Annotated in this window: 9 protein-coding genes; 3 read left to right on the top strand and 6 right to left on the bottom strand. The window is 68.2% G+C overall.

Features of this window, described 5'->3' with window-relative positions; genetic code table 11:
• Positions 1–6 precede the first annotated feature (6 nt).
• Complete coding sequence (gene glmS / locus NI2_RS28265) at positions 7–1839, top strand: glutamine--fructose-6-phosphate transaminase (isomerizing) (protein WP_067496999.1); 1833 nt, start codon at positions 7–9, stop codon at positions 1837–1839.
• 1 nt (position 1840) lies between these two features.
• On the opposite strand, the gene NI2_RS33330 is transcribed toward glmS, so the two are convergent.
• Positions 1841–1984, bottom strand: a complete 144-nt coding sequence (locus NI2_RS33330) for a hypothetical protein (RefSeq protein ID WP_218018533.1) — start codon at positions 1982–1984, stop codon at positions 1841–1843.
• A gap of 109 nt (positions 1985–2093) precedes the next feature.
• Between NI2_RS33330 and NI2_RS28260 the strand changes: the two genes are divergently transcribed.
• Positions 2094–2489: a RidA family protein gene (locus NI2_RS28260; RefSeq protein ID WP_067496997.1), complete on the top strand. Its 396-nt coding sequence runs from the start codon at positions 2094–2096 to the stop codon at positions 2487–2489.
• A gap of 3 nt (positions 2490–2492) precedes the next feature.
• Here NI2_RS28260 and NI2_RS28255 read toward each other — a convergent pair whose 3' ends face one another.
• Together NI2_RS28255 and NI2_RS28250 are read right to left on the bottom strand one after the other, a co-directional pair.
• The gene (locus tag NI2_RS28255) at positions 2493–2960 is read right to left on the bottom strand and encodes a hypothetical protein (protein WP_133734284.1); all 468 of its coding nucleotides are present in this window, start codon (positions 2958–2960) and stop codon (positions 2493–2495) included.
• Positions 2957–3373, bottom strand: coding sequence for a hypothetical protein (locus NI2_RS28250; RefSeq protein WP_133734283.1), 417 nt, complete (start codon positions 3371–3373; stop codon positions 2957–2959). Before NI2_RS28250 ends, NI2_RS28255 begins: the two co-directional genes overlap by 4 nt.
• 196 nt (positions 3374–3569) lie before the next feature.
• Between NI2_RS28250 and NI2_RS28245 the strand changes: the two genes are divergently transcribed.
• Complete coding sequence (locus tag NI2_RS28245) at positions 3570–3842, top strand: hypothetical protein (RefSeq protein ID WP_067497061.1); 273 nt, start codon at positions 3570–3572, stop codon at positions 3840–3842.
• Here the strand turns inward: NI2_RS28245 and NI2_RS28240 are convergent.
• From NI2_RS28240 to NI2_RS28230, 3 genes are all read right to left on the bottom strand, one after another.
• Positions 3839–5839 carry a hypothetical protein gene (locus NI2_RS28240; RefSeq protein WP_067496991.1) on the bottom strand — a complete coding sequence of 667 codons (2001 nt, stop codon included), beginning with the start codon at positions 5837–5839 and terminating at the stop codon, positions 3839–3841. The genes NI2_RS28245 and NI2_RS28240 overlap by 4 nt on opposite strands.
• A gap of 12 nt (positions 5840–5851) precedes the next feature.
• A complete protein-coding gene (locus tag NI2_RS28235; RefSeq protein WP_243750143.1) occupies positions 5852–6892 on the bottom strand; it encodes an ATP-grasp domain-containing protein in 1041 nt (346 codons plus the stop codon).
• Positions 6893–7223: 331 nt separating this feature from the next.
• Entirely contained in the window at positions 7224–12680 is a 5457-nt protein-coding gene (locus NI2_RS28230) for an ATP-binding protein (RefSeq protein ID WP_067496989.1), read from the bottom strand.
• Positions 12681–12808: the final 128 nt, after the last annotated feature.

Raw genomic sequence — 12808 nt, 5'->3', positions numbered from 1 at the left:
GCCGGCATGTGTGGAATCGTCGGGTACGTCGGGCATCGGCAAGCGGTTCCGGTGCTGCTGGAAGGTTTGCACCGGCTCGAGTACCGTGGCTACGACTCGGCGGGTCTTGCGCTGCCGTACCGGGGCAAATTGCGGGTTCGCAAGACACAGGGCCGGGTGCAGGATCTGCGGGACAAGGGCGATACCGCCACGTTGCCCGGCAATGTCGGCATCGCACACACCCGATGGGCCACCCACGGCGAGCCGAGTGACGCCAACGCCCACCCGCACACCGACACCAGCGGCCGAATCGCGGTGGTACACAACGGCATCGTCGAGAACGCCGAACAGCTGCGATCCGAGCTCACCGCGCTCGGTGTGGAGCTGGTCTCCGATACCGACACCGAGGCCATCGCGCACCTGATCGCGGCCGAGCTCGACGCCACCGACTCGCTCGAGGCCGCCGTGCGCGCCGCGCTGCACCGCGTGCAGGGCACCTACGGGCTGCTGGTCCTCGACGCGCGCCGGCCCGACGAGCTGGTCGTGGCCCGCAACGGCAGCCCGATCGTGCTCGGTGTCGGCGACGGCGAGATGTTCATCGCCTCCGATGTCGCCGCCCTGGTGCACCACACCCAGCGGGTGGTGTTCCTCGACGACGGCGAGATCGCCACCCTGCGCGCCGACGGATTCCGCACCAGCACCCTCGGCGCCGAACCCGAGCAGACCGACAAGGTGGAGACCACCATCGACATGGCCGCCGAGGACTACGCGCTCGGCGGCTATCCCGACTTCATGCGCAAGGAGATCGCCGAGCAGAGCGAGGCCGTGCGCCGGGCCCTGCGCGGACGCCTCGACGACCGCTTCGCCACCGCGCGTCTGGGCGGCCTGAACATGGACGCCCGCGAATTGCGCGGCATCAGCAAGGTGGTGTTCCTCGGCTGCGGGTCGGCCTATTACGCAGGTCAGCTCGGTGCGCAACTGGTGGAGGAGCTCGCCCGCATCCCCGCCACGGCGGAACCGGCCTCGGAGTTCCGCTACCGCAATCCGGTCGTCGACCCCGACGCGCTGTACGTGGCGATCAGCCAATCCGGGGAAACCCTGGACACCCTGGCCGCGGTGCAGGAATTGCAGCGCAAGGGTGGCCGGGTGATCGGTGCGGTGAACGCGGTTGGCAGCGCGATCGCCCGCCAGTGCGGTGCCGGTGTGTTCCTGCACGCGGGCCCCGAGATCTCGGTCGCCTCGACCAAGGCGCTGACGAACATGACGGTGTCGTTCACGATGCTCGCTCTGCTGCTCGGACGGGTGCGTGACCTCTCGGCCGCCGACGGGCAGCGCATCGTCGACGGTCTTCGCGCCGTGCCCGACGCCATCGACCAGCTGATCGGTGACGAAGCGGCCATCGCCGAGATCGCCCAGCGCTACGCGAAGGCGCGCAGCATGTTCTTCATCGGCCGGGTGCGTGCCTGGCCGGTGGCCCGCGAGGGCGCACAGAAGCTGAAGGAAGTCAGCTATGTGCACGCCGAGGCATATCAGGCCTCCGAACTCAAACACGGCCCGCTCGCCCTGATCGACCCGGAGATGCCGAGCGTGGTGATCGTCCCCGACGACGAACTGCTGGCCAAGAACATCAACACCATCGAGCAGATCAAGGCCCGCGGTGGCCCGGTCATCGCCGTCACCAACGCGGACCTGCCCGCGAGCATCGCCGACGACGTGATCCGGGTGCCGAAGGTCGCCCCGGAACTCGACCCGATGTTGCTCACCATCCCGCTGCAACTGCTGGCCTATCATTGCGCCCTCGCCCTCGGCCGCGACGTGGACAAGCCACGCAACCTGGCCAAGAGCGTCACCGTCGAATAGGTCAGCGGCTCAGGTCGCGGAACCGCCGCACCGCGAGCGGGAAGAACACCGCGACCAACGCCACCGGCCACGCCACCGCCAGCAGTTCCGCATGGTCGGCAGCCCAGGAGTCGCAGGCCGGCGACCGGGTTGCCGAACAGGCCACGCACGGCGGTGGCCGTGGCGCCCCTCGGACGCACGCCAGCGGTTGTCACACTCTCCGGCGGTGCGTCGTCTCCCCTGTGCCGACCATTCGCGCACACAGGAGAGACGCCATGCCTTTGGATATCAGCAACCCCGCCGACCTGCACGATCCCACCGGATTCGGCTACAGCCATGTCGCGAAGGTGAGCGGTGAGCTCGTGCTGATCGCGGGTCAGTACGACTCGGACGCACAGGGACACACCACCACCGACGACTTCGCCGGACAGGTCGAGCGGGCCTTCGCCAACCTCGGAACCGCGCTGCGCTCAGCGGGTCTCGACTACGGCGACGTCGCTCAGTTGCGCACGTTCATCGTCGAGCACGACCTCGACAAGCTGACCGTGCTCGGCGAGAAGATCGCGCAGATCTGGGGCGAGCGACCGCCCGCCCAGACGCTGCTCGGCGTCGCCGCGCTCGCCCTGCCGGGAATGTTGTTCGAAGTGGACGCACTCGCGGTGCGCGGCTGAGGGTCAGCGGGCGGCGACCGGAACGGTCCAGCTGGTCCGGTCGACGACGCGCAGGGAATGGTCGAGTTCGAAGACCTGGACGAGGGTTTCGGCGAGACCGAGATCGTCGTCGGCCAGTCCGTACAGGGACAGCAGAAAACACGGCTGTCCCGCGACCGGCTCGACCACGACGGGGCAGCCCGACAGCAGCATGAGGACGGTGGCCAGGTCCTCGGCCTGGTCACCGCAACCGCAACCGGCCGCGGCCGCCTCGACCAGGTCGCCCGGGCACCGGACGGCATCGTCGAGGGTGATGCCGTCCCAGTGGTTTCGTGGACCGAACACGGCGCGATCGCTGTGGCTGGTCCAGTGCTGCCTGGCGCGTGCGAGAAGCTGGGCGAGCCGCGTCCCGCACCGGTCCCGGTCGAGAACCTCGACGAACAACCGGCACCGGTGGCATTCGACGAAGCCGACTCGCTCTGCCGCCGTCATGGCGCACCTCGCACGGCGACGCCGCTCATCCCCAGCCGGGGACGGAGGCCGTGGGTCACCGGGGTTCGCACGGTCGTGGTGTCGGGGGCCGGGCACGGTGTGCGACGGCGCCACGCCGTGGCCAGCAGCCAGAGCCCGGTGACCAGGCACACCGCCACCGCCGCGATCGCCACCACCAGTGAGGCCGTGACGGCGGTGCCGACCTGCGGCCCACCCGCCCGATACACCAGTACGGCCGCGATGACCGGCCCCGCCATTCCGCCACCCGCGGCGAGCAACACCATCGCCCCGGTGACCAGTTCCGTCACCCGCAACGGCCGCCGCGCACGCACCCGAACCGCGCGATGGCTTCCTCTCAGCGAACCCTTCCCTGCCCCGACCACCATTGCGAAACCCCATTTCGTCCTGAGCATCAGCGCATTCGAACAGGGAATTGCACGATATAACGCCGAGTAACTTCCGGACGAAAATGAAATAGAACAGATGCCGAGGTGGTTACCAGCAATCGGTCAGCGACGGGCCGGTGCCGACGAGGAGCGTGCGCTCACGCACGCCGTCACCGCCGACAACGCAGCGCCCGCCGACACCCCCCCCCGCTACGCTCGGGGAATGCCAGGACCCCACGTGCCGCCGCCACGCAACGGTGCGGGACTGCTCTCGTTGGTCCTCGGCATCCTCGCGTGCGGATTCTCCGTGATCCCGTTCGCGAGTGAGTTTCTCGCGGTGCCCGCCGCCGTGATCGCGGTCGGCGCGGCGTTCGTCGGGTGGGACCGGATCGAACGCGGGATCGCGACAAATCGCGCCGACACCATAGCCGGCGGCATTCTGGGCGCGCTCGCGCTCGGCGTGGCCACGCTGGTCTACCTCGCGACGCACAGTTAGTCCTGTTCGGCCACAACATCTTCCGGTGGTAGGCGGTCCGCACCCCAACTGCGCCGGATGTAGCCGGTGACCCGATCCAATTCCGCGCGGTCCACGGCTGCCGATTCCCCGGGCTCGAGCGGGTCGAAATGGAAGATATAGAGCCGTGAGGCGAACTGCTCGAAGGGCAGTGACGCTTCGCCGAAGCGTTCGCCGTGGCCCGCGGTGCCGACGACTACTCCGTCGCCCCAGTCCTGGCCGCTGTCGTTGTTGGGGTTGTAGAAGTAGACGCGCATCTTGCCCTGCGGGTCGAGGCTCACGCGCAGGATGGTGATCGCGTGCCAGCCCACGAAGCGGGCGGCGCTGTCGGTGACCGCGATACCGGCGGGCTGCGGGTGGATCACGGGCTGATTGCCGTTGTAGAAGGGGTGATAGCTCGCGTAGAAGTGGCGCTGGAAATCGTCGAGGTCGACGAGGTTGCCGGTGGCGACATCGACATTGATACGGAAACCCCGGCCCGACCACCACCCGTGGAACTCGGGGTTGATCCAGCGGTGCGGGTCGCCCTCACGGCCGGCGCACCGGCGGCCCATTTCGGCGTAGATGCGGTCCAGATGGGGCACCACCAGTAGTGATACCGGGTCGAGGTCGTGGTGCAGCAGGGCGTTCGCCTGGTCACCGTGCTCGCGTGAGGACAGCGGCTGACCTTCGAAGTGCATGACGATCTCGTCGTCGCGCGCGGCCCACACCACCGATTGCAGCAGGTAGTCGGGATCGTTGTAGGCCCACATCGACAGGGCCCGCGCCGACTGGCAGGTGGGGTTGTCGCCCTGGCCGATGCCGAGCGGCTGACCGAGCACCGACAGCACCCCGGCGAGCAACCGCGCGCGCGGGTCGGGCACGGCACCGAACACCTGCGTCAACCGCTGCTGTGAATGCGGTGACAAGCGCAGCGACAGTTGCCGCCACAGCGCGGGCGCCACCGGCGGCTGATAGAGGATGCCGCGTTCGAGCAGCAACGCCAAACCGTAGACACACTGCGCTGTTTCGACGAACACGGCTTGCTCGATCAGCGTGCGGACGAGTTCGTGGTAGCAGAGCAGGCTGTCGCGACCGGTGCTCGACAAGCCCATCGCCTCGCCGAGCAGATATTCACCTTTGCCGAGCAGAAAGCGCAGCAGCACAGCGTGATACGGCGATACCAGGCCGGTGTCGTGCATGGAACGCGCGAAACCTGTCGCCTCGTACTGCAGGGCGCTGTCGTCCATGGATTCGAGGCGGGCGCGGTAGATCTCGACGCCGGGATCCTCCCGGCACCCCTCGGTGGTGCCGTAGAGGCTGCTGATGAGCCGGTCGGCGCCGAGTCCACTTGCGCCGAGATCGACATCGGGATTGGCTCTGGCCACGGCGATCTGGGTGATCATCCGCTTCACGGCGTCCACCTGGATGGGCCGCTGTCGCAGAATGCGCCAGATCTCGTCCACGAGATTCTCGAGCACCTTCTCGTACCCGACCTCGGCGACCAGGTAGTGCAGCAGCTCGCGCGATACCTGCGCCATCCGCCCCTGCTGCTCCCGCTCGGCCTCCGTGGGCGGCGAGAACAGCAGCGACAGATTCACCGCGAGCACCTGCGACAGGTGCTCGCCGGCCGCCGCGGCCGAGATCAGCGGATGCTCGTAATCACCCTTGGCCACAGCGAGCAACCGCAGATCGCTCACCGCCTCCACCACAACAGTGTCGGCATTGGCGCTGCGCAGCGAACCGGTGCTCAGCGCCGGAATGAGAATCTGCGGCTGCGCCCAATCGGTGCCGAGGAACAGGCCTGCCGCCTCGAGGCGCTGCGCTCGCTCGCGCACCGCCGCACACCCGCCCGGCACCAGCAGTACCCGGCGCAGCGCGTCGAGCACTCTCGGCAGCTTCACCTGCTTGCCGAATTCGCCGGTGTCGTGCAGGGCCCCGGTGGCGTGGTCGAGGGTGGCGAGACGCTTGTCGAGCGTCGCCTGGTCGCTTGGACTCAATCGCCGATCCGATCAGATGTAGAAGTCGAGCTCTTCTTGTCGCTTCAGCAGATCCCGCAGAGTGTACGGGTCGCCACCGAAGAAATAGAGCAGGCCCCAATGGTTGCCGAAAGCTGTTCGCTTGGTGACTTTCTCGGCCAGCGGCTCGGTGAGCTCGTGGGACTCGAAATAGTCGTGGTCCTCGGTTTCCGGCGGAATCGACAGCCGGCTGACCACCCGCCTGCGCGGGTACACCCCGAAGCATCCGGCGTGCCCGGTGGCGTCGACGACTTCCTTCGGGAAGAAGGCGTCGATCTCCTCGTCGGTGGTCTTCGGGTCGAAGGCCAGCACCAGCGCGTGATAGGCGTTGAAACCGTAGGTGCGTTCGAGTAGCTCGAACACCTTGAAACCCGGTGGCCGATAGGCGACCTCGCCGAAATACATCTCGCCGTCGCTGGTGACGAAGTACTCGGGATGGATGAAGCCGAATTCGATGTCGAAGGTCTTGATGAGCTTTTCGACCTGGCGGGTGATCTCCGGCCGATACTTCTCCAGTTCAGGAGTGGCCGGAACGAACACCGAATAGCCGAGGGTGACGTATTCGGAGATGTTGAGAAAGCAGATGCGGCCCTTGTGCACCCAGGCCTCGACCGCGAACTCCCAGCCGTCGAGATGCGATTCCATCAGCATCGGGAACTCGTCGTCGGGGATGGTGTCGATCTCGTCGGGCGTACGGATCACGCGGTGACCCAGGCAGCCGGCCTTGTCGAAGGCCTTGAGGTGGATCGGGTCGTTGGGGTCACCGTCGAGCTTGAGCAGGGTCTGGTTGACCCGCTTGAGGAAACGGGCCACGTCGTCGCGGTCGTGCGCCTCCTCGAAGATGCCGACCCGGATGCCGCCGAGCTGGGCGCGCCGCTTCATCAGCGACTTGTCGCGCAGCAGCATGGCCTGCCCGAGCAGGCGAGGGTTGTCGAGCAACACGGAATTGATCGCGCCCGCCCATTCGACGGTTTCCTCGAAGATCGGGATGGCGACGTCGACGCCCAGATCCTTCAGCGTTTCCGCGATCTCCATCGAACGATCGTTGAGACGTTCGAAATCCCATGGAATATAGGGAATGTTGTGTTCTGTGCAATAATCTTGCGCCCACGCGGGGGCTACCACGATGTAGCGCCGATCGAAACGATCGACAGCCGCCACCGCATTCAAGCTCCAGCCCAAAAGGGCGATGTAGCCTTTGTTCGGATTTCGACTCTGGGATTCGTCAGCGGAAATCGACAAACCTTATCCCTTCTCGATCGACAGCCGACAGGCTGCCAACCGAGAATTACCCAGTTCGGGCGAGCGGAATCATGACGAAGCTGTGACCGGCCGCCCGAGCGGGGCGGCCGGTCACCGGAATCGTTTAGCCCAGGCGGGTTTCGATCGCTTCGATGATGCGCGGGCGCAGGTCGGCGACGCTGACGATCGCGTCGACCGAGCCGACCTCCACCGCGCGCTGGATGTTGTGCACGCGGTCGAATTCGGCGGCCACGTCGCCCAGCTTCTCCGCGCGGACCGACGACCGCAGTTCGTCGAGTTCGGCGGCCAGGGTCGCCCGGTCGGTGCCCGAGGCGTTGGCCACGCGCGCCTCCAGTTCGCCGATCCGGGGATCGGCGGCGGTGCGGGCGTTGACCTCACCGGCGAACACCACGGCGGCGGCAGGCGCGCCACCGAGTACCGAGGCGAACGAGCCTTCCAGGGCCAGCACGGTCATGTTCGGGTTCAGCGCCTTCGAGAAGACGACGAACGCACCGCCGTGGTAGCGCGAGATCACGCAGAACACGATGGGGCCGTCGAAATTGACGATGGCGCGGCCGATTTCGGCACCGTACTCGAGCTGCAGCTTGCGCATCGACTCCGGCGAACCGTCGAAGCCCGACAGGTTCGCCAGCACGACCAACGGACGGTTACCGCTGGCCGCGTTGATGGCGCGGGCGGCCTTCTTCGACGAGCGCGGGAACAGGGTGCCCGCGGTGTAGGTGTCGGGTCCGTCGGTCGGCACCAGGCCGCGACGCGGCACATTGCGCGACTCGATACCCAGCAGGCACACCGGGATTCCGCCGAGGTGCGCGTCCTGCACCACGGCGGTCTCGGCGTCGGCCATGCCCGCCCAGCGTTCCAGCACCGGGTGGTCCTGGTCGGCCAGCGCGCGCATCACCGTGCGAATGTCGAAGGGCTTCTTGCGATCCGGGTTCGCGGCCGCCGAGAAGATCTCGCCGACGGTGGCGAAGGTGCTGTCGGCCAGCGTGTGCGGGAAGCTCGAGATGTCCCGGTCCACGGGGTCGGTGCTGGTGGCCCGGCGCGGTGCCGACTCACCGGGGACGACGTAGGTGTGCTCGTAGTGCGACATCAGCACATCGCGCGCCGCACCGAGGTTCGGCGCCCAGTACTGCGCCTGGCCGTTGGGGCCCATCACCCGGTCGTAACCACCGATGCCGAAGTTGTCCTCGGCCGACACACCACCGGAGAAGTCCAGCGACTGCTTGCCGGTGAGCACCATCGCCGAATCCGGCGTCATCACCAGCACACCCTTGGTGTGCATGAGCATGGTGGCCTCGGCGTTCCAGTACGGCTGGGCGCCGACGTTGATGCCCGCGACGACGATGTTGATCTCGCCGCCGTCCTGGGTGAATTCGACGATCCGCTTGAGCGCGGCCGCCACCCAGTCCATGTTCTCGGTGCCCGAGGACATCGAGATACGGGCACCTGAGGAGAGTGCGTACCACTCCAGCGGCAAACGCATCTGCTCGGCCAGATCCAGCGCCGCGATCACGCGGCGGCACTCCGGCTCCGACAGGGCGCCAAGGGATTTCGTCGGGTCACCGAGCAGCAGCACCCGGGTGACGCCCTCGGGGTGACGCGGGGTCGGCGTGGTGACCACACCGGCCACGAGCGCCGCCTTGTTGTGGCCCTTCGGCCGGTCGACGGGAACGAGCGCGTGGTTCGCGTCGAGGTCGTACTCGGTGAATTCGCCGAGCAGCCCGGTCAATTCGTAGGGGTAGACGGTGTTGCGGGCCGCCGCGCGCAGCACCTTCTGGCGGTACTCGTCGAGCGGTTCGACGGCTTCGTCGGTCCGCTCGCCGACCGTCACCTCGGTGCCGCCGGTGGCGTCGAAGGAGATCCGGACAACGATCTTGTTCAGCTCGCCGGTCTGCGGATCGCGCTGGCGGGCGATGAGCAGGATCTCCTCGAGACCGACACCCGCCGCCGACGGCAGCACGTGACCACCGATGGTCTCGAGTTCCGCCCGGGTGACATCCATCGGGGGCCAGATGTACATCACGATGCGGTTGGTGTTGAGCCGCTTGGCCGACGGGCGCCGCGACTGGGCCCGGCGGATCGAATCGACACAGGTGGCGATGGCGCTCTCGGCCGTCGGCAGCGCGACCAGCCTGCCGTCCTGCTCACGCAGCGCCGCCAGGTCACGCACCTGGGCGAAGGCGATCAGGCGATCGTCGGAGGGGTTCTCCTTGGCGACGGCGCGGAACAGGTACACCTCTTCGTCCGAGGACGACAGGCGAGTGAGGTCGAACTTGCGCAACCGCTCCATCTGCATGCGCTGCGCGATGTAGGGGTGCAGGCCACGGATCAGCCGCTCCTCGGCCATGCCGGTGACCGAGGGACGGAAGGTGAAGTGGTGGTGCATGACCGAGCCGCCGCTGCCCGCGACCGTCGCGGTGATGCGGTGCACCTGGTTCGGCTGCGGGTGCGCGCCGAGCACTTCCTGCAGGGCCACCGCCATGGCGTCGAAGTCCTCGGGCTGGTCCTCCCAGCTGAGGTAGATGTCGGCGTCGATGGACACCGCGCCGCGGGCCAGCTCGGCCAGCCCGTCCAGCGCGGTACCGAGCGCGGCGAAGCTCACCGCGGTCGAGACGAGGCTCGATCCGGCGCGTTCGGCGACGACGAAGGTGGTCGATCCGACCTGCTCGGTGCGAACCCCGGTGATGCCCTTGTTGCCGTAGTAGCGGCGGGTGAGCACTTCGAGCATGGCGGTGTGGTCGGGCTTGCCGCGCTGCAGCCGCTGGCCGAGCAAGCGGACGAGCGGTTCGGTGCTGCGCACCATCTCCGCGATCCGCTCGGTGCGGTCGGAGGCCTGCGGGTTGGCGTCGAGGTAGCTCAGGTGCCTGCGGACATTGGTGTAGACGCGGGCGCGGTTGCGGCGCAGCAGCGGCTGGCCGTACCAGGCGTACACCAGGCCGCGGGCGAGGTCGGCGACCACGGGGAAACGGACCTGGGTGGCGGCGACGAGCCGTTCGAGGGCAAGACCCACCGGCTCGCGCAGCACCTGATCGGGCATGGGCTCGGTGAGCCATTCGCGCAGCAGGGTGGTGATCACCGCGCCGGTCTCGGAGGGCCGCTGTTGGGCCAGGAAGATCCGGAAGACGGCGGCCTCGAGGTCGGGCGTGCGGTCCAGTTCGGTGATGCCGTAGTGGCCGAGCGCGGCCGACAGCTTGGCCTGGTAGGACTCGGGCAGCCCGGCCCGCTCCACGTCGAGGCTCTGCAGGTAGGTGTGGAAGTACTCGCGGGCGCTGTGCACATGGCTGTGGGCGCCGTCGTCGTCGGCGGGGCGGTTGTGGCTCAGTTCGGCGAGGTCGGCGAAGACCTGCACCAGTTCGAGTTCCTCGCCGAGCGGGCGGATGTTGTCGGCGACGGTTTCCTTGCGTGCGATGACGTAGTCGTCGAGTACGCGACTGTTGTCGTGCGGGTCGACGTCGAAGCCGAGCAGCAGGCTGCGCAGGTCCTGCAGGCCACGCGACATCCGCTCGTGCGGGCTGCGCGGGGTCGGCTCGGCGGGCAGGTCGAGGACGACCGTGCCGGTGGCGGCGGTCTCCTCGGCGTCGTCGTCGGCGAGCGGTTCCAGGCGCAGCAGCGGCGCACCCGTCTCCACCTGGGTGCCGACCGAGACCGCGCACTCCTTGAGGCGGGCGCGGAACGGCGCGCGCAGCACGGTTTCCATCTTCATCGACTCGAGCACGAGCACCGGCGCGCCTGCCTCGACCTCGGCGCCGACTTCCAGCGGGGTGCCGACGACCAGCGCGGGCGCGGGCGAACGGACCACGCCGCCCTCGTCGCGGCTGATGCGGTGGGTGATGCCGTCGACATCGACCACGTGGGTGGGGCCATGGGTACCGGTGATCAGGCGGTACCGGGTGCCGTTGACGACGATCTGGCCGGTGTGGCGATCGAAACGGTCGAGGTCGACGTCGGCGGTGCGCAGGTCGGCACCGGCCTCGATGCCGACGCGGAAGCGGTGCGCGCCGATGCGGGCCACGCGCACGCGGTAGCTCGCGCCGCGCAGTTTCAGGTCGAGCGGGCGACCGCTCTGGTGCTGCACCTGCGGACGGCCACCCGACGCGGTGGACAGCAGCCGGTGCTGTTCGGCGCGTTCGTCTTCCTCGTAGGCGTCGATCGCGGCGACGGCCAGCGCGACGGTGGAGTGGCGGTGGGTGACCAGGCGGCCCTCGCCGCGCACGCGGTCGATCCAGCCGGTGTCGGCGCTGGCGTCGATCACCTCGGGCTGGTCGAGCAGGTCGAGCACGAAGCTCTTGTTGGTGGCACCGCCCTCGATGACGACGCGGGTCTCGGCCATGGCCCGGCGCAACCGGCCGAGCGCCTCGTCGCGGTCGCGGCCGTAGGCGATGATCTTGGCGATCATCGAGTCGAAGTCGGCGGGGATGGTGTCGCCTTCACTGACACCGGTGTCGACGCGGATACCGGGACCCGCGGGCAGGTCGAGGCGGACGATGCGGCCGGGGGCGGGCGCGAAGTCGCGGTCCGGGTCCTCGGCGTTGAGGCGGGCCTCGATGGCGTGGCCGCGCTCGGCGGGCGCGGTGCCCTCGAGCTTGATGCCCGAAGCGACGCGGATCTGGGCGTGCACGAGGTCGAAACCGGTGGTGATCTCGGTGATCGGATGCTCGACCTGGAGTCGGGTGTTGACTTCGAGGAAGGCGAACAGCTGATCGCCGGGGTGGTAGAGGAATTCGACGGTGGCCGCGCCGCAGTACCCGACGGCGATCGCGAGCCGCTCGGCCGAGGCCTTCAGGTCGGCGGTCTGCTCGGCGCTCAGCACCGGCGACGCCGACTCCTCGATGACCTTCTGGTTGCGCCGCTGCACCGAGCAGTCGCGTACGCCAAGCGCCCACGCGCTGCCCTGACCGTCGGCGATCACCTGGACCTCGACGTGGCGGGCACCGGTGACCAGGCGCTCGAGGAACACGACACCGCTGCCGAAGGCGCGGGCGGCTTCCTGCTTGGTGCGCTCGTAGGCGTCGACGAGTTCGGCTTCGTTGGTGATGACGCGGATACCGCGCCCACCACCACCGGCCGTGGCCTTCAGCATCAGCGGGTAGCCGATGCGGCCCGCGGCCTCGATGGCGTCGTCGATGGTGTCGACCGGGCCGCGGCTCCACGGCGCCACCGGGACGCCGACTTCCTCGGCGATCAGCTTGGCGCCGATCTTGTCGCCCAGCTTGCGCATGGCGTCGGCGCTCGGGCCGATGAAGGTGACGCCGATGTGCTCGCACAGCTCGGCGAAGGCGGGGTCCTCGGCGACGAAGCCCCAGCCGACCCAGGCGGCGTCGGCCTTGGTGGCCACCAGTGCCTTCTCGAGCGCCTTGAGGTCGAGGTACGGGCGGGCCGAGGCGGGCCCGAGGTCGTAGGCGATGTCGGCCTCGCGCACGAAGGTCGCGGTGCGGTCGACGTCGGTGTGCAGGGCCACCGTTTCGATCGGTAGTCCTGTCGCCGCCGCCAGATCACGCACGGCATGGATGAGGCGCATAGCGGCCTCTCCCCTATTCACGATGGCGATACGGCTGAACACTCGCCGACTCCTTCCACAATTCTCCAAGGACCTGGCCCGGACGGGTGAGGTTGCGAAACTCGCGATTGCTGGCAGTCTGCCTTCTTCTGCCACGTATGTGTACCGCGAGGCAGGGTTACCCGCACGTA

Origin of the sequence: Nocardia ignorata NBRC 108230, assembly GCF_001612905.1 — a bacterium.
GTDB classification, from domain to species: domain Bacteria; phylum Actinomycetota; class Actinomycetes; order Mycobacteriales; family Mycobacteriaceae; genus Nocardia; species Nocardia ignorata.
Note: the sequence above shows the minus strand (reverse complement) of the source record. Positions and strands in the feature narration are given on the sequence as shown.

Excerpts from the sequence above, each read along its gene's own strand:
- NI2_RS28235 (WP_243750143.1), bottom strand. The coding sequence starts at position 6,892 with ATGGAGATCGCGGAAACGCTGAAGGATCTGGGCGTCGACGTCGCCATC.
- glmS (WP_067496999.1), top strand. The coding sequence starts at position 7 with ATGTGTGGAATCGTCGGGTACGTCGGGCATCGGCAAGCGGTTCCGGTG.
- NI2_RS28255 (WP_133734284.1), bottom strand. The coding sequence starts at position 2,960 with ATGACGGCGGCAGAGCGAGTCGGCTTCGTCGAATGCCACCGGTGCCGG.
- NI2_RS28245 (WP_067497061.1), top strand. The coding sequence starts at position 3,570 with ATGCCAGGACCCCACGTGCCGCCGCCACGCAACGGTGCGGGACTGCTC.
- NI2_RS28250 (WP_133734283.1), bottom strand. The coding sequence starts at position 3,373 with ATGCTCAGGACGAAATGGGGTTTCGCAATGGTGGTCGGGGCAGGGAAG.
- NI2_RS28260 (WP_067496997.1), top strand. The coding sequence starts at position 2,094 with ATGCCTTTGGATATCAGCAACCCCGCCGACCTGCACGATCCCACCGGA.